Origin of the sequence: Phormidium sp. FACHB-592 (genome assembly GCF_014695795.1) — a bacterium.
Lineage (GTDB): Bacteria > Cyanobacteriota > Cyanobacteriia > Leptolyngbyales > Leptolyngbyaceae > Stenomitos.
The window spans coordinates 100615-117328 of record NZ_JACJOZ010000023.1 but is presented as its reverse complement, the minus strand read 5'-3'; the positions used below and the strand labels follow the sequence as shown (position 1 = coordinate 117328).

Here is a 16714-nt window from a genome sequence, read left to right as displayed (position 1 = left end):
TTTAACAATCACAGTTTGAAAAGGAGCATTCATGAAGATCGGTGTCGCGAAGGAAGTCGAAATGGGAGAGCGTCGCGTTGCGCTAATCCCAGACACTGTAAGCCGGTTGGTCAAGCAGGGGTTAGAAGTTTGGGTAGAAGCAGGCGCAGGCGAACAGGCATTTTTTGCAGATGCTGCCTACGAAGCCGCAGGAGCAACGATCGTCACCGATACAGCCCACTTGTGGCGTGAAGCAGATGTGCTATTAAAGGTAAGCCCACCTCGAGAGCGGGCAGATGGGCAACACGAGACGGATTTGCTGCACGAAGGCGCAACGCTCATCAGTTTTCTTGATCCACTGGGCAATCCAGGTGGCATCAAGCGATTAGCCGATCGCAAAGTGACAGCCTTTGGCATTGAACTGATTCCGCGTACCAGTCGGGCACAAAGCATGGATGCGCTCTCATCGCAGGCAGGGTTGGCTGGCTACAAGGCGACACTGATTGCAGCAGCAGCATTGCCCAAATTCTTCCCAATGCTGACCACGGCGGCTGGTACAATTGCGCCTGCCAAAGTGTTTGTTATTGGTGCAGGGGTGGCAGGCTTGCAGGCGATCGCTACTGCCCGTCGCCTCGGTGCAGTTGTGGAAGCCTTTGACATTCGCCCCGCTGTGAAAGAAGAAGTGCAAAGTTTGGGCGCTAAGTTTGTTGAAGTAAAGCTGGAAGAAGAAACGGTGGCAGCGGGTGGCTACGCCAAGGAAGTTTCGGACGCTGCGAAACAGAAGACTCAGGAGGCGATCGCCGAACATGTCAAACTGTCTGATATTGTCATTACCACGGCTCAGGTGCCCGGACGCAAGGCTCCCCGGTTAGTCACAGGTGACATGATTGCCCAGATGAAGCCTGGTTCTGTGGTCGTTGATATGGCAGCAGAGCAAGGTGGTAACTGCGAGGGCTCAGAGGCAGGTAAAGATGTGATTCGCAACGGCGTGACGATTATTGGTCCTACTAATTTGCCGTCCACAATGCCTGTCCACGCTAGCCAGATGTATGCCAAAAACCTCCTGACGCTGGTGCAGTATCTCATCAAAGATGGCGTACTCACGCTGAATTTTGAGGACGACATTATCAGCGGCACTTGCGTTACTCATGCTGGCGAAGTAAGAAACCAGCGCGTGCGCGATTTGTTGGGTGAACCTGTAGCAGCCAAATAGAAAGTTGTTAGCTGTTAGCCTTTAGTCATTAGGGGTTTTCTTGCTAATGGCTAAAAAGCGGTAATTAGGAGCAACTAAAACGTTTGTTTTTAGAAAAACTCTTACTAACAACTAACAACCAAAAACTAAAAACTATATTGGAGTTTTGAACAATGGCAGAAGGATTAATTGCCGGACTGGTTGTTTTTGTGCTGGCATCATTTATTGGCTTTGAGGTCATCAATAAAATTCCGCCAACGCTGCATACACCGCTGATGTCGGGTTCAAATGCTATTTCGGGCATTGCGATCGTCGGTGCTTTGCTCGTCTCAGGCGAGCGCAACTGGAGTTTGACGGTCATTCTCGGACTGATTGCGGTAGTACTGGCAACGATTAACGTAGTGGGCGGCTTCTTAGTGACTGACCGGATGCTGCAAATGTTTAAGAAAAAAGAGGTGAAGGCATGACGGATTTTTTGCCAACTGGCATTCAGCTTAGCTATCTCACTGCATCAGCCCTCTTTATTATTGGCTTAAAGCAGCTGGGATCGCCTGCCACCGCACGAAAAGGCAATTTACTCGCCGCGATCGGGATGCTGATTGCGATCGTCGCAACGTTGCTCGACCAAGCTGTGCTGAACTACGAAATGGTGCTACTTGGCATCGCGATCGGGTCAGCGATCGGTGCGCTTATGGCTCAACAGGTGGAAATGACCGCCATGCCACAGATGGTCGGTTTGCTGAACGGTTTTGGTGGTGCAGCTTCAGCACTCGTCGCTGTCGGTGAATTCTGGAAAGTCATCCATGGTTTAACCGCTATTCCAGCCGATGAAACGATTACGATCATCCTTAGCGTCCTAATTGGTGGCATCACATTTACAGGCAGTTTACTTGCGTTTGTGAAACTGCAAGGGCTAATTAGTGGCTCACCCATTACCTTTCCGTTTCAGCAGCCGTTTAATATCACGCTGTTGGCTGGGTTCTTGGCAGGCAGTGCCTATCTCATTTTTAACCCCAAAGAAACGACGGTTTTTCTGGCTCTAGTCGCCGTTTCGCTTGTCTTGGGCGTGCTGTTTGTGCTGCCGATCGGTGGTGCAGATACCCCTGTTGTCATCTCGCTGCTGAACTCCTTCTCAGGCTTGGCAGCCAGTGCAGCAGGCTTTGTGCTGATGAACAATATGCTCATTATTTCGGGCGCGTTAGTCGGCGCATCGGGCATCATCCTGACCCAGATCATGTGTAAGGCAATGAACCGCTCGATCACGAATGTCTTATTTAGCGCATTCGGTTCCGGCAAAAAAGTCGAAGGCAACACTGCTACTGGTACTGAGGACAAGGCGCTGCGATCGATCGACGCAGAAGAAGGCGCAATGATGCTGGGCTATGCTAAATCGGTTGTCATTGTGCCGGGTTACGGGATGGCAGTCGCTCAGGCACAGCACGCCGTTCGTGAGTTAGCCGATCAGCTAGAGCGTTTGGGTGTGGATGTGAAATATGCCATTCATCCCGTTGCTGGACGGATGCCAGGTCACATGAACGTGCTGCTAGCGGAAGCAAACGTGCCGTATCCTCAGCTTTACGATATGGATGATATCAATCCTGAGTTCGATCGCACGGATGTGGCATTAGTCATTGGCGCAAACGATGTGGTCAATCCCGCAGCCCGTAGCGATGCTGGCAGCCCCATTTATGGGATGCCGATTCTGGAAGTTGATCGCGCCCAACATACGATCGTCATCAAGCGCGGTATGAGCAACGGCTTTGCCGGAGTTGAAAATGAACTGTTCTACAAGGACAAAACCATGATGCTGTTCGGCAGCGCTAAAGACATGGTGACGCAGCTTGTGTCCTCAGTAAAAGAGCTGTAGAACGATCGTTCAAACAATTGCCTGAATCTACGTGAGGTGCGGAGAGTCTTTAACAAGCCTCCTGCACCTTACGGTTTTTAGGGACTGGCGGCGATGCGTTCAGTTAAGACGCTTCATTCAGTTAAAGCAGGCTTGGATCAAAGGCAAAACCCAAAATTTGGCAGGCTTTGTGCGTTGCAAAGCTCTGTCCACAATCTAAAATCGAGACTTTAGTGGTCGTGCGTCGTTAGTTGTGTAAAGAGGAAGCACTGACATGAAGTTGCGAGAGTTGCTGGCAAGCATTCCAAATATGGCGCCGTTGTCAGAGCGTCCGGCACTAGAGGCAGACGTTAAGGGCTTGTCAACCAATTCCCATACATGTCAGCCAGGAGACGTGTTCATTGGCATGCCAGGAACGCGCGTTGATGGTGGAGACTTTTGGGCAAGCGCGATCGCGGCAGGGGCGATCGCTGCGGTTGTTTCACCTCAAGCAGCAGCGAAGGCGAGGCAAGAGCAAGGTGCTGCCATGCCTTACATTATTGCTGCGAACGATATGGTGCAGGTTTCAGCCCAATTGGCAGCAGCGTTTTATGGCAATCCAGCACAGCAGCTTAAGTTAGTCGGTGTGACCGGAACCAACGGCAAAACGACGACCACTCATCTCATTGAGTTTCTACTACAACAGGCGCATAAGCCTACAGCCCTCTTAGGGACGCTTTATACGCGCTGGCAGGGCTTTCAGCAGACCGCGTTGCACACCACACCCTTTGCAGTTGAGCTACAGCGGCAGTTGGCAGAGGCACTGACCGCAGGCTGTGAGTTTGGTGTCATGGAAGTAAGTTCTCATGCGCTGGCTCAGGGGAGGGTATTGGGCTGTACGTTTGAGGTGGCAGTCTTTACAAACCTGACGCAAGACCATCTGGACTTCCACCAGGATATGGATGACTATTTTGCAGCGAAAGCGTTGCTGTTTAGTCCTAGCTACCGCAAAGGGCGAGCGGTCGTTAATTTAGACGATCCCTATGGACAACAGTTGTTGCAGCATTTAGACAACGCTTGGAGCTACAGCACCGACGACACGACAGCCGATTTGTATACCAGCAATTTGTCCTACGGCTCGGATGGCGTGAGTGGAATGCTGCACACGCCACTGGGCGAGATGGCTTTTCGATCGCCCCTAGTTGGTCAATTTAATCTTGCCAATCTGTTAGCAGCAGTGGGCGCGGTGCTGCATCTAGGGCTGGATTTGTCTGACATTGTGACGGCACTGCCTCAATTTAGCGGCGTACCGGGACGAATGGAACAAGTGCAGATTGTGCCTAACCAGGATATCAGTGTGATTGTAGATTATGCTCACACGCCCGATAGTTTGGAGAATTTGCTCCGGGCAGCGCGACCGTTTATTCAGGGCAACATGATTTGTGTGTTTGGCTGTGGGGGCGATCGCGATCGGGGTAAGCGTCCTCAAATGGGTCGCATTGCTGCCGATCTCGCCGATCGCGTCATTGTCACCTCAGATAATCCTCGTACTGAAGATCCACAACGCATTTTGCAGGATGTGGTGGCAGGTTTTCCTGCATCTGTAGAACCTGTGGTAATGGGCGATCGTGCGGCTGCCATTCATACCGCCATTCTGGAGGCACAGCCAGGTGATGGGGTTCTGATTGCAGGAAAGGGGCATGAAGACTATCAAATCCTGGGTACTGAGAAGATTCATTTTGACGATCGAGAACAGGCACAAGATGCCCTGAAGCAGCGCTTAGGCATTGTTAAGCCATAGTCGAGCCATTAGTTTTTGGCATCGTGGTCCGAAGGATTTGTTTAACCAAGCGTGCCATCTGCTTCTAGCTATTGATCTAGCTGCTGGTATGGAGCGCCTGAATAATCGTGCGTTTAATTTGAATAAACTCAGGATCGAGCTTCATCTCTAAATCTCGATGCTCTGGGAGCGAAACGCGAACATCATGCTTGATTTTTCCTGGATGGGCACTCATCACATAGATTCGCTGCGAGAGAAAAACAGCTTCTTCCAAATCATGAGTAATCATCAGAATTGTGGTGTGGGTTTGCTCCCATAACTCCAGCAAAAACTTCTGCATTTGCTCTTTGGTTTGGGCATCTAGTGCGCCAAAGGGTTCATCCATTAGCAGCACATCTGGTTCATTTGCTAGCGCACGGGCGATCGCCACACGTTGCTTCATCCCACCCGACAGCTCTTTCGGATAAGCTCTGGCAAATTTAGTCAAGCCCACTACATCAAGGTAATAGGATACCCGTTGCTTAATATCTCCTTTGGGCAGGCGACGCAGCTTTAGCCCAAACGCAATATTGCCTGCCACGGTGAGCCAGGGATAAAGCGTGTAGCTCTGAAAAATCATCCCCCGATCAGCTCCGGGACCGGGCACTGCTGCACCATCAACCAATACTTTGCCCGAAGAGGGCAGAATCAGACCAGCAATAATGTTAAGTAAGGTCGATTTACCACAGCCTGAGGCACCAACAATGCAAACCAACTCTCGCGGCTGCAAGTAAAGATCGATAGTGTCCAGCACTGTGAAAGCGCTGCCTGCATGCGAAAAGCATTTAGACACGCCTTGCACTTCAAGTTTAGGAAGCTGGGATGATTGAACAGATGGCAGGCTTGTGCTGGTAAGAGTCAAAGCAGTACTTGCATCGTTAAGGGTTGGGCGCGATCGCGGAAAAGGCGCTGGGGTCATGCTGCTTCATTCAAACATTTGTAAGCAGGGCACGGCAACGGTACATTTAGTCCATCAACGTTAAGTCTATTAAACGAATGTCCGTCGCCTAAAATTGTTGCAGTTGCTACGGTTAAACTGACTGACCCTGATAATCTGTGACTGCTTAATTAATTCTTTACTCGCCTTGACACTGCCGTGCTTAAAGCTCCTTCCACGTCACGCAAGCGCTATCTCATGCCGTCTAGATTCTGGGGCATTCGTCAGAACTTGCCTCGCTGGCTAAAAATAGTTATTTCCACTACGGCTTTGCTCGTGCCGCTTGCTGTTTGGTCGCTCCTAAGTTACCGCGCTTGGGTGACACCTATCTTTCTACCAACACCAACAGCCGTACTGCAAGCTGGCAGACAGATGTTTATTGAAGAAAATCTGCTGCTAGACGTAGCTGCCAGTTCTTACCGTGTCTTTCTGGGTTTTATGGTTGCAGCAGCCGTTGGCGTACCGAGCGGCATTGCTATGGGCACCTTTCAAAGCATGGAAAGCCTGTTTAGCCCGATCGTTGGCACCGTGCGCTATATGCCTGTCGCCGCTTTTGTACCGCTCATTGTGCTCTGGCTGGGACTGGAGGAACAGACCCGCGTCACCATTATTTTTCTCGGCATCGTCTTTTACAACGCCATCATGGTGGCAGATGCCGTTAAATTCATTCCAAATGAACTTTTGAGCGTGGCGTATACGTTAGGCGCAAATCGGCTGAATGTGCTGATGCGAGTGATTGTGCCAGCCATCATACCGAGCATTATTGATACTCTGCGGGTCAATGTGGCTGGAGCATGGAATTACCTGGTGATCTCAGAACTGATTGCCTCTGAAAACGGCTTGGGCTTCCGCGTGGTGCAGTCGCAACGCTATCTCCAAACCGATAAAGTGCTGTTTACGATCGCCCTGATTGGTCTGATTGGGCTGCTTACAGACTTAGCCTTTAAGCTACTGTTTAACCTTGTTACGCCGTGGGCAGAGCGATCGACCACTTAAGGAGTTTGCATCGCTGAGTCAGTTTGAGATTGTTATAACGACTTATGCCAGCAAAATGCGATCGATAAACTTTTTCACCAACTGGTTCGCGATCGGGGTCTCTTGCAAATCTTGCAGCATAGTGGCAAGCGTAGCAGTACTGTCAAAATAACGGCTCTGATACCGTGTAAGGCGAACTCTTAAATCGGGTGGATCGATTTCTGGATGGAACTGAAACGCATAAAAAGGTTTGCCAGCGACCCGAAACGCTTGATAGGGACAAAGTGCTGAAGATGCTAGCAAAACTGCTTCCTCTGGCAGCGAAACCGCCCGCTCTTTATGTCCCAACACTGCCCAAAAACCGTTGGGAACGTCATAAAACAGCTCATCCGTCAGCGCTGCCTCCGTTAGCTGAAGCGGATACGTACCCATTTCCATGCTGGCAACATCAACAATCACCTGACCACCCAACGCCTCGATCGCCGCTTGGAACCCAAAGCAAGAGGCAAAAACAGGTATGCTTTCGTGCAAGCAGTGTTTCAGCAACCGTTTTAGATGCTCTACAAAGGGATATTGTTCTGGTTGTGTCACAGACGCATCGCTGGAACCCCCTACCAACAGAGCGTCAAAGCCCTCCATACATGTTGCATTAAACACAGGAGTCTCAAACACGTTTAGCACTGTAAACTGTGCAGCCTCCAGATGACTGTAGCGAATAAATTCGTTTAATTCTTCCTCGCAAGTAATGGCGTCATCCCGAATTTGCAGCAAGAGAAGTCTAAGCTGAGAGCGTTGCTTTGTCATGCGATCAACTAGAGAAACCCTATGTGCAAAAGATAGCGTTAATGCATCTCAGTAATAATGCAGAAGTCTCCGTAAAATCTACACTAACGCAAAGCTTTTGGGAATGCCTTCGCTCCCGTTCGTTTAACTATTTCATCCTGAGGCGTTAATAACCGTGGCGATAAGTCGAGCCGTCTCAAAACTCGAATGCCGTTATACCATCTATAGCAGCCTGTACGCCGTTGATCTAACTGAAGTATAAAGCCCCAAGCGATGCTTTTGTAGAACGTCTCTTAGGGCTAAGTGCTAAATTAATTGAGCTAAAACAAATAGCTAGCGTACTGAAAAAGCTTCACTAAAGCGGCGAGTAATTGGTTCAATCATGAAGTCTAGAACCGACTTCTTACGAGTCACAATCTCGGCAGTCGCTTGCATACCAGGAGTGAAGTTGACTGACTGCCCCCGGACATCAACAGCACGTTTGTTTAACCGAATCCTGGTTGGAAAGACAAGACCAACATCTTTTTCAACGATCGCATTAGGGCTTACTCCAATGACTTTTCCTTCTACAATGCCAAATTCCTGGTAGGAGAAGGTTGCTAACTTGACTTTAGCTCTCATCCCTTCTTTGATAAACCCGATGTCTCGGTTGAGAATCTTGACCTCTAACACGATATTTTCATCTTTTGGCACTATCGATACTAGCTCTTCGCCAGTCTGCACAGGACCTCTAGTTGCTTTTACGTTGTAAACGGTGCCATCAAAGGGTGCAGCGATCGTTTCACGCTCTTGCTGTTTTTTAGCTTGTGCTAGCTGCCCCTCAACCGATGCCTGCTCTTCCTGCCGTTTAGTAAATTGCGTAAGGATTTCGCTTTGTCGCTGAGAGACTAGACCTGTGGCTGTGTTTTGAGCTGACGAGTAAGCCGATTCCGCCTGACGAATCTTTTCCCGCTGGACGTTGATTTCTTTTTCATAAGAAACAACGCGGTCTTTCGCCTGCGTCACTTCATCCTGTGCCCGAATGTAGTCAAGTTGAGGGACGGCTCCACTGCCTTTGAGCGAGGATAATGCCTGTTCGCGTATGTTGGCGTTTGCGAGACCATCTTTGGCATTAACTAAGTTCGCTTGTAGGCGTGATAGAGTAGCCAGGGCTTCATCACGAGCCGATAGTTGACGCTGCGCTTCGTCAATGGCGGCAGCTCTCTTGCGATCGAATTCGCCAAGACGGGCTTGCAGCAATTGATCTTGTACTTGAGTACCAGCGTTGGCGCTACCCGTTCGTTCTGCTTGCAGACGGGCAATGTCTTCACGAATTAGTTTAGAGGCTTGGGTGAGACGAGCAACCTCCGCCTGGGGCAAGGCAGAATCCATGATCACCATGACTTGCCCCTTGCGAATCTGATCACCCTCTTTAACATTGATTTGCTGAATGCTGCCAACCGAGCCAGCACGGATAGGTCGTACTTCAGTGCTTGGAATCAGTTGCCCTTGAGCGATCGCGACTTCATCAATTTTGCTGAAGTGTGCCCAGGCGATCGTGCCAAACACAAGTGCGCTAATGCCGCCTGCCAGCAAGCGTGTATATAGCGGCGGCAATTCTTGTACAGCTTTGCCTAGCTCATAGGAGAGAGACTCCTTAGGGTTCGCTAGCTGCTGTTTGATCTGCCTGGACTGTGCCGGTGTGGAAGAGATGGAGACTTTCATCGAGGTTATGGTCTCTGCTAAACGCAAGAGGTTTACGGGTACTGACAGCGTAAACGCCTAGATTTAAGGTGCCTACTTTACAAAGAATTCCGACTTTTGTTACGAAAACTTAATACTTCTTTAAGGTTTCAAACCGAAACTTAGGTCACAATCGCGACCTAAGCTTCACACTAGAGATCTAGCTCCTTATTTATCACACTAATCTACTGCCGTGTTTCAACTTCTGCAACCGCTTGTACATGCCATACAGCCCCTGCTGGTGCCGCTCTGCTTTCTTTCTGCCTGGTTTATTGTGGTGCTTGTGGGCTGGAGTGCCTGGACAGCAACCCGTGATACCGTGGCTCGCGGTCGGCAAATGCATCGTATTCCCTGTGCTAACTGTCAGTTTTTTACCCGTGATTATCACCTTAAATGCACGGTACGACCGTCTACAGCGTTGACAGAAGAAGCCATTGGTTGCCCAGACTATGAGCCAGTGACGAGTGCTTACACATCAAAGCCTCAAACTTATAGCAGAATGCAGTAAGGGGCGCTAAAACAGCATAGAGCGGTAGCTTTGAGACTGAAAGGCGTAGTAATTCGGTTCGGAATCCAACGCTGGCGACATCCTTACGTTGGAGGCGCATCGGCTTGCTGCATGAACCGTTCAGACTGAGGGCGATCGCGTTTCATAGCTTGCTGTTTGAAACTAGATGAAAATGACAGCAGGAAAGAGCTAAAGGAAGTCAGATTTATGTTGATTCAAAAGTTGAGTGAGTGCCCAGAGTTTACGGCAGGTGACGGTACCTTACTGCGTGAGTTGCTTCACCCAGACAAACAAGCGATCGCGCTGCGCTACAGCCTGGCACACGCGATCGTCCCTGTTGGTCAAACGTCGTTACCTCATGCGCTGACAACATCTGAGGTCTACTACATTCTTAGTGGTCAGGGTGAGATGCATATCAATGACGAACATCAGGCTGTAGAACCTGGAGACACTGTGTACATCCCACCCAATGCCAAACAGTTTATTCACAACAACGGCATAGAGCCATTGGTGTTCATCTGCCTAGTTGATCCGGCATGGCGTAAAGAGGATGAAATGATTTACCCATCTGACGACTAGTCGGGGTTTGAATCTGGAAAACGATTGTTGGGAATTTGCTCAGCTTCGGGGCAATCATCAGAGACAGCAGGCTCGACATTGCCTTTTGGAACAGCGGCTAGCTTCTGGGTGACAGCCCCTATGCTTTCTAGACGAACCATTTCTTCCCACGAACAGTTTTCGTCTTCTTCTTCAGTTTCGTAACGCAGGGTCACTAGGTCTCCTTCGATGTCGAGGATACGTGCCCGCTCAATCCAACGTTGCTGGTCCCGCAAGAAGATCCAGACTTCGCGACCGTCGCAACACAGTTGATAGATCTTGCGGTGTAACATGTTGCTTCTCCTGAGCAGTGAATGTGTCAAATACTTCGTGCAATGTCTCTATTGCAGGCATGGCTTTCACCGTCGTTGGGGCTTGCGTGCCTTGCTCCTTTAAGAAGCAAAAACAGGGGGAAAGGCGTGTTGCCCTTATCCCACCCAGCGATCGAAGTATACCCAGCGGAGCGGCACTTGAAAAAACTTGAGCAGCTTTCATTGGATAGACCAATGTTAACTGAAAGGTGAAAAACAGCTTTAGGTTGCGCTTGAAGCGGAAAAATGTTTTTCGAGGTCATTATTCAAGCAAGGTTCAGTAGTTTCAGTAGGTTCTGCGTCGGCTAAGGACATCAGCACAGACCCTTACAGAGAAGAAAAACTTGGCGTATGGAGCAGTACAGATAAAGAGGCGCTGACAAAGAGAAACCCGTCACGAGCGTCTGTAGATCTAGCCATTTGCCTTAGCATTCTCCTTCACTAAACGTACAACAGACAATGTTGATTGAAGCCTCTTCAACTTAGACGATCGGTTTAAATCTCTTAAGTATCGGATTGTACCAACTATTCTAGCGATTGTTAAGCACGATGCGAGTGATTGGTGCCTAACTGAGGACAAAGTGCAGATTGGACCGGCGCTTACGCAACGAAAGTTTATTTTTGGTAGGGTAGCTGCAAGATCTTAGGACAGTGGAGGTGATTAAAATGTTGCTGCAATTGAGTACCTGGCTTGAAGTAGAGGCATATTTGGAGCGATCGCAGGGTATTATCGTGCCGATCGGTTCCACTGAGCAACATGGTCCAACGGGGTTGATTGGCACTGATGCGATTTGTGCAGAAGCGATCGCGCGTGGAGTGGGTGAGGCGACACAAGCGCTCATTGCGCCGACGATCAACGTAGGCATGGCACTCCACCACACTGCGTTTCCGGGAAGTATGAGTCTGCGACCCAGTACGCTCATCTTGGTGATTCGTGATTACATCACCTGCCTGGCACGAGAAGGGTTTACACGCTTTTTCTTTATCAACGGGCATGGGGGCAATGTGGCGACGCTAAAGGCAGCGTTTTCTGAGGTCTACGCCACTTTGGTTGATTTGCACGTGCCTCAGGCAGAGCAAGTTCAGTGCCAGGTAAGCAATTGGTATCTGTGCAGCCCTGTTTACAAGCTAGCGAAGGAGCTTTACGGCGACCAAGAAGGCTCTCATGCAACGCCTAGCGAGGTTGCCCTGACGCAATACGTTTACCCAGAAGCAATCAAACATGCCCCTTTAAGTGAACCCGTGGCGAAAGGACATCGGATTTATGGTGCGGCTGATTTTCGACGACACTACCCTGATGGGCGCATGGGGTCAAATCCGGCGTTAGCAACGCCTGATCACGGCAAACAGTTTTACGAACTAGCCGTCAAAGATCTAAGTAATGCGTATTTGGAGTTTCTCGCCGCAGTATAAAATAGCGCAAGTGGTAGAAAAATATGAGGATTAGCCATTGGTTTCTGGCAAGGCGTGAAGGGGTGAGGGGTGAAGAGGGGAAAGAGTGAAGGCGTGAAGAGGGGAAAGAGTATGGCGTATTCTAATCGGAAGTGGCTGTAGATTGCTTTTGCCCTTCTCGCTGGGCTTGACCAGTTATCGTGGTTTTCCGTAGTGTCACTAGCTAAGGCGATCGCGTTTAAGCAGATGCATAGTCCTGATAACAAAGAGGGCATTCTCAGTCATGTAGCCGTTTGCGCTAAGACACAATTATTTAGCGTCACCGGAATGCCAGTAAGCCATGATGTGGCTGTAATACAGTGGCGCAACGATTGCCGCGATCGTGCAAAGCTCGGAGAATAGGATGTTAGAAACCGATTCATCGCCTTCTTCAATGGATGCTATCTCACAGCAGCAATGCCTACAGCAGTTGGCACAGCAGTTACAGGCGTTGCTGCGATCGCACCCCCATGCGTTTCTAATGCAGATCCAATGTGTTGTGAAGCAAGGGCACTTGATGGTTCTTGGTCAGCATCCATCTGAGGACACGCCCGATTCGCAGGCAATCTTTGGCACGTTGGAGCAAGCGATTCCCACTATGTTGCCCACGTTTCAAGAGTATCTAGGGCTAAGTACAGACGCTCCACCGCAAGCAAAACTTTATCTAAGAGCGCTAGGACAACGGCAACCCTATGCTGCTCACACCTTTCCCTTGCCGTCGATCGCGAAGCCGTTTGAGCCTTTGACCGAGACGACGAACGCTGATTGGATGCTGGACAGGGACGAGTCTACTGCCAACAAAAATGAGTTGCACGATCGTGAGGTGAGTCATGATCATGATGGAGGTAGCAGTGATGATATTCACGCTGCAACACCGCTGGAGACGGAAACCGCTGATCTGGCTCACTTGAACCCTGACTTGACACCGATCGCCCATCCAACACAGGCTGAGCGATCGTCCCTTTTGCCGTGGATCATTGCTGGTATTGGAGTCAGCATTATCGGCTTTGCAGGCGGGTTGTGGTTCATGTCGCGCCCCTGTATGGCTGGAGCTTGTGAACCATTGCAAACTGCGCAAACGCTCAATCAGCAGTCTTTACAAACGCTGCAAACGGCAAAAACACAGCAAGATTTGCAGCGGGCACAGCAACAGCTTGCAGACTCAAAGCGGCAGCTACAAGGCATTCCTAAATGGTCACGCTATTACAATGAGGCGCAGGCATTGCAGCAAGCTGCCCAAACGCAAGCACAGACGCTCGATCTAGCGTTGGGTGCTGAGAGCAAAGCCAACACAGCCATCCAGAAAAGCCAGGCGCTACCGCAGTCAACGGCTGATCTACGAGCAACGCAGGGACTCTGGCGCGAGGCGATTGCTCAATTGCAAACAATTCCCCAGTCAAACCCTCTCTATACCTATGCCCAGGCGCGATCGACTGCGTATGCTGCGAACTTAGCAGCGATCGGCAAACTCTCGATCACGGAACAACAGGCACAGAAAAAATTGGAAGCAGCGAAAGAAACCGCCAAAATTGCGGCAGCTAGACAGGGTATTGCCCAAACCTCAGAAAACTGGCAGTTAGCGCAAGTAACGTGGCAAGTAGCCATCAATACCCTACGGCAGATTTCTAGCAGCACCACGAGCTATGCCGAAGCGCAGCGGCTCTTGTCAGACTACCAACCCAAGCTAGCGGCAGCCCGCGATCGCGCAACCCGAGAACAACTTGCCCAAAAAGCTTTCAATCAGGCGATCGGGCTGGCGCAGAGAGCCGAAGCTGCACAAACTAGAAACCAATGGTCACAGGCAGTCGCTAATTGGAGAGACGCACTCACCAATATCAAGCAAGTGCCTGACAACACTGCCTATGCTGAACTAGCACAACCTCTGGTCGCCTCCTACAGCACCGCAGCGCAGCAAGCAGAAGCCCAACTTCAAGTTGCGGCTGCCAGACAACGAACGCGGGATGACCTGAACCGCATTTGCACTGGGTCGCCCAGGATGTGTACCTACGCGATCGACAACGATGTCATTCGCGTGCAGTTTACCAGCGCTTACGAGCGGAAGCTCCGAACCGCATTCATCATTGGTCAATCCGGCGATCGAGGCACTTTGGGTGGAGCCGTCAACCACATCGAGACGCTACAAACTGCTCTGCAAGCGATTACTGACAACGCAGGCTTGCCACTCGAAGTTTATAGCGCCGACGGTAGCGAATTAATTGGGTCGTTTAATCCAAAAGGGTGAGGGGCGAGAAGGAAAGGATGAAGAGAGAAAGGAGGCATAAGGAGCGTTTTAAGTTTGCTGCTTCCTGTTTGAGACTGTCTCCGCCCCCTGTTTGCGAGTCTCTCAAAAGAGATTTGAGAATAATTGCCACAATCTCGCTATTTATCGTTATACTGAACAAGTTGACGCGGGGTAGAGCAGTCTGGTAGCTCGTCGGGCTCATAACCCGAAGGTCCATGGTTCAAATCCATGCCCCGCCACCAAAGATTAAATTCACAGAGCCTTGTTAGTTGAAAAGCTGACAAGGCTCTGTTTTAGCTATTTAAATTGCAAACATGGTGTGAACTGCTGCGAACGATCGCCTGCCTCAGCGGATGTCTTCATAAAAGCGCTTGAGGGTTGTGGCAGATGCGCCCATGCCCCAAAGAAAGCCCACAGAAAGATAGATCGCCGTTGCTTTGAGTGCCCCCCATTTAGCGACTCGTCGATCGGACGATTGTACGACTCGGTTCACCTGGCGAATGCGTCCATGCGGCAATAGCTTAAGGCACAAATCAGCCTCTTCCATGATGGGTAGCGCTGGATCAAAACCTCCACATGCCCAAAAAGCTTCACGACGACAAAACATTACCTGGTCGCCAAACAGGAGCCGCAACCCTTTGAAGGTAAAGAGATACGGGTGAAAGAGCAGAGGAGCGTAATAGGTCTTCAAATAGTTGTGCAAGGAAACGCCCCAGCGCGTGGTTTCAGTGCCAGTCATGAGTGAAATAAAGCCACCGCAGGCGATCGCAGGGTTCCCCAACGTCCGTTCAATTACTGTGACCAAATCATCAGGCACCAATGTATCCGCATGGAGAAAGCAAAGAATTTCTCCTGTTGCCGCCTCTGCACCTCGATTCATTTGAATCGAGCGTCCAGCCTGCTCGGAGTGAATGACGGTTGCAGATATGGAGGCAGCGATCGCAGTAGTTTCGTCTCGACTACCACCATCCACTACCAAAATTTCCCACGCAGGCGGGTCAAGCACACTCAAGCAGCGCAGCGTCCGTCCCAGTGCCGCCGCCTCATTTAGGGTAGGGATAATGATGGAAACGCGGGGCATAGAATAGATTTCACATAGTAGATTCCAATGAGTGACTGAGTGAGCGGCCAGCTAACCCTACGGGAAGCAAGCTACAGCTATCAGCAGTCAGCCCTTTAACCTTCTGCCCTCTGCCTCCTGCCTTCTCTAAATGATCGCCCCACTACACGAACTTCCTGCGCCAGCCGTACAGCCAAAGCAATGGTGCCCGGTTACAATCTCACGTTGGGCAAGGAGGGCTGCATTGAAGTCGCGAATGTGGGGGCGTTGTCCATGAGGCTGCTGTGCTTCGAGATCCAGCATTTGATTGAAATCGCAGTCAAAAATGCGCCCATCCCAAGAAATTGACAATGTGTTGCGGCACATTAAGCCTGCGATCGTGCCAGGGTTAAACGCATTCACCAGCCGTTCCATATACGCTTGCAGGCTGCCAGATGCCTCCAGCCATTCCAGGTAGCGCGAAATCGGCATATTGTTGAGGGCTATGAGGCGATCAAACGTAATCCCATAGTTTTCCTGCAACCCGTTTTTCCATTCTTTTTCAATGCAAGGGTTATTTTTAGCGAGGCAAGTACCCACTGGATTAGTTACTAACACTAATTGCCGCTGCGGATCGCCCTGTCCGTAGCCTGCGGCATTCAGCCGTTGGAGAGCCTGAATGGATTTCTCGAACGTACCATCGCCACGTTGGGTATCCGTTCCTTCCTGCCGGTAGTGCGGTAGCGAGCAGACAATCTCTACGCCTCTTGCTGCTAGCCATTCAGGGAGATCCTGCATTCGTGGTAGCAGTAGTACGGTTAAGTTGCAGCGATCGATGACATGTTTGCCACGCGCCACACATTGATCCACCAGATAGCGAAAATGGGGATTCATTTCTGGTGCGCCGCCCGTGATATCAACTGTGTGAGCCTCTGTTTGATCCAGCGCTTGCAGACAGGCATCGATCGTTGATCGATCCATATTTTCAACCGTGCGTGTGGGACCTGCATCCACATGGCAATGGCTGCACGTCATATTGCATAGCTTACCGAGGTTGATTTGAAAGATCTCCAGTTTGCCTGGTTGCAGGGTTTGCCATTGGTGCGCTGCCAGAGTTTGAGCAAAATTACCCTGCTGTGGCGTTTGGGATAAATCAACGGCTGCTAGATCTGCAAGCTGTTGGTGTGGGTCAGCCAACCGCGATCGACCATATAGCAATGTAGGTTTAGCTGTAACCACTGCCTGATCCGGTTCGAGATCAGGCTTACTGCTCAACGTAGCGGTCTGTAGCGTCTCAGACATGGAGCAATTCTTTACCTTTTGCGTGTGTCTTCTACTAAAAGCTTATCGTTTA

General features: G+C 50.3%; 16 protein-coding genes and 1 tRNA gene. 11 read left to right on the top strand and 6 right to left on the bottom strand.

Annotation, left to right across the window (positions count from 1 at the left end; genetic code table 11):
* Positions 1 to 31 precede the first annotated feature (31 nt).
* From H6F86_RS05070 to H6F86_RS05055, 4 genes are all read left to right on the top strand, one after another.
* Positions 32 to 1192 (top strand): Re/Si-specific NAD(P)(+) transhydrogenase subunit alpha, encoded by a 1161-nt coding sequence (locus H6F86_RS05070; protein ID WP_190447016.1) that lies wholly within the window; start codon positions 32 to 34, stop codon positions 1190 to 1192.
* Between the two features lie 152 nt (positions 1193 to 1344).
* The gene (locus H6F86_RS05065) at positions 1345 to 1638 is read left to right on the top strand and encodes an NAD(P) transhydrogenase subunit alpha (protein ID WP_190447015.1); all 294 of its coding nucleotides are present in this window, start codon (positions 1345 to 1347) and stop codon (positions 1636 to 1638) included.
* Positions 1635 to 3038 carry an NAD(P)(+) transhydrogenase (Re/Si-specific) subunit beta gene (locus H6F86_RS05060; RefSeq protein ID WP_190447014.1) on the top strand — a complete coding sequence of 468 codons (1404 nt, stop codon included), beginning with the start codon at positions 1635 to 1637 and terminating at the stop codon, positions 3036 to 3038. The genes H6F86_RS05065 and H6F86_RS05060 overlap by 4 nt, the downstream gene beginning before the upstream one ends.
* 253 nt (positions 3039 to 3291) lie before the next feature.
* Positions 3292 to 4797 carry a UDP-N-acetylmuramoyl-L-alanyl-D-glutamate--2,6-diaminopimelate ligase gene (locus H6F86_RS05055; RefSeq protein WP_190447013.1) on the top strand — a complete coding sequence of 502 codons (1506 nt, stop codon included), beginning with the start codon at positions 3292 to 3294 and terminating at the stop codon, positions 4795 to 4797.
* Positions 4798 to 4873: 76 nt separating this feature from the next.
* Here the strand turns inward: H6F86_RS05055 and H6F86_RS05050 are convergent, their stop codons facing one another.
* Complete coding sequence (locus H6F86_RS05050) at positions 4874 to 5734, bottom strand: ABC transporter ATP-binding protein (protein WP_190447012.1); 861 nt, start codon at positions 5732 to 5734, stop codon at positions 4874 to 4876.
* Positions 5735 to 5950: 216 nt separating this feature from the next.
* Between H6F86_RS05050 and H6F86_RS05045 the strand changes: the two genes are divergently transcribed.
* Positions 5951 to 6748 (top strand): ABC transporter permease, encoded by a 798-nt coding sequence (locus H6F86_RS05045; protein WP_190447011.1) that lies wholly within the window; start codon positions 5951 to 5953, stop codon positions 6746 to 6748.
* Between the two features lie 42 nt (positions 6749 to 6790).
* Here the strand turns inward: H6F86_RS05045 and H6F86_RS05040 are convergent, their stop codons facing one another.
* Together H6F86_RS05040 and H6F86_RS05035 are read right to left on the bottom strand one after the other, a co-directional pair.
* Positions 6791 to 7531: a type 1 glutamine amidotransferase gene (locus H6F86_RS05040; RefSeq protein WP_190447010.1), complete on the bottom strand. Its 741-nt coding sequence runs from the start codon at positions 7529 to 7531 to the stop codon at positions 6791 to 6793.
* 312 nt (positions 7532 to 7843) lie between these two features.
* Entirely contained in the window at positions 7844 to 9214 is a 1371-nt protein-coding gene (locus tag H6F86_RS05035) for an HlyD family type I secretion periplasmic adaptor subunit (RefSeq protein WP_190447009.1), read from the bottom strand.
* Between the two features lie 211 nt (positions 9215 to 9425).
* On the opposite strand from H6F86_RS05035, the gene H6F86_RS05030 reads away from it, so the two are divergent.
* Together H6F86_RS05030 and H6F86_RS05025 are read left to right on the top strand one after the other, a co-directional pair.
* A complete protein-coding gene (locus H6F86_RS05030; RefSeq protein WP_190447008.1) occupies positions 9426 to 9740 on the top strand; it encodes a hypothetical protein in 315 nt (104 codons plus the stop codon).
* 207 nt (positions 9741 to 9947) lie between these two features.
* Positions 9948 to 10319: a cupin domain-containing protein gene (locus H6F86_RS05025; RefSeq protein WP_190447007.1), complete on the top strand. Its 372-nt coding sequence runs from the start codon at positions 9948 to 9950 to the stop codon at positions 10317 to 10319.
* Here H6F86_RS05025 and H6F86_RS05020 read toward each other — a convergent pair.
* Positions 10316 to 10630, bottom strand: coding sequence for a DUF6679 family protein (locus H6F86_RS05020; protein ID WP_190447006.1), 315 nt, complete (start codon positions 10628 to 10630; stop codon positions 10316 to 10318). The two genes, H6F86_RS05025 and H6F86_RS05020, sit on opposite strands and share 4 nt — an antisense overlap.
* Before the next feature lie 684 nt (positions 10631 to 11314).
* Between H6F86_RS05020 and H6F86_RS05015 the strand changes: the two genes are divergently transcribed.
* The 4 genes from H6F86_RS05015 (at position 11315) to H6F86_RS05000 (ending at position 14563) form a co-directional block, all read left to right on the top strand.
* Positions 11315 to 12061, top strand: coding sequence for a creatininase family protein (locus tag H6F86_RS05015; protein WP_190447005.1), 747 nt, complete (start codon positions 11315 to 11317; stop codon positions 12059 to 12061).
* A 192-nt stretch (positions 12062 to 12253) separates the two neighbouring features.
* Positions 12254 to 12442: a hypothetical protein gene (locus tag H6F86_RS05010; RefSeq protein ID WP_190447004.1), complete on the top strand. Its 189-nt coding sequence runs from the start codon at positions 12254 to 12256 to the stop codon at positions 12440 to 12442.
* 1 nt (position 12443) lies between these two features.
* On the top strand, positions 12444 to 14321 hold the full coding sequence (locus H6F86_RS05005) for a hypothetical protein (RefSeq protein WP_190447003.1): 1878 nt from the start codon (positions 12444 to 12446) through the stop codon (positions 14319 to 14321).
* A gap of 165 nt (positions 14322 to 14486) precedes the next feature.
* A tRNA-Met gene (locus tag H6F86_RS05000) sits at positions 14487 to 14563 on the top strand.
* A 104-nt stretch (positions 14564 to 14667) separates the two neighbouring features.
* Here the strand turns inward: H6F86_RS05000 and H6F86_RS04995 are convergent.
* Together H6F86_RS04995 and arsS are read right to left on the bottom strand one after the other, a co-directional pair.
* Positions 14668 to 15402: a TIGR04283 family arsenosugar biosynthesis glycosyltransferase gene (locus H6F86_RS04995; RefSeq protein ID WP_190447002.1), complete on the bottom strand. Its 735-nt coding sequence runs from the start codon at positions 15400 to 15402 to the stop codon at positions 14668 to 14670.
* Between the two features lie 126 nt (positions 15403 to 15528).
* A complete protein-coding gene (gene arsS, locus H6F86_RS04990; RefSeq protein ID WP_190447001.1) occupies positions 15529 to 16662 on the bottom strand; it encodes an arsenosugar biosynthesis radical SAM (seleno)protein ArsS in 1134 nt (377 codons plus the stop codon).
* Between the last annotated feature and the right edge of the window lie 52 nt (positions 16663 to 16714).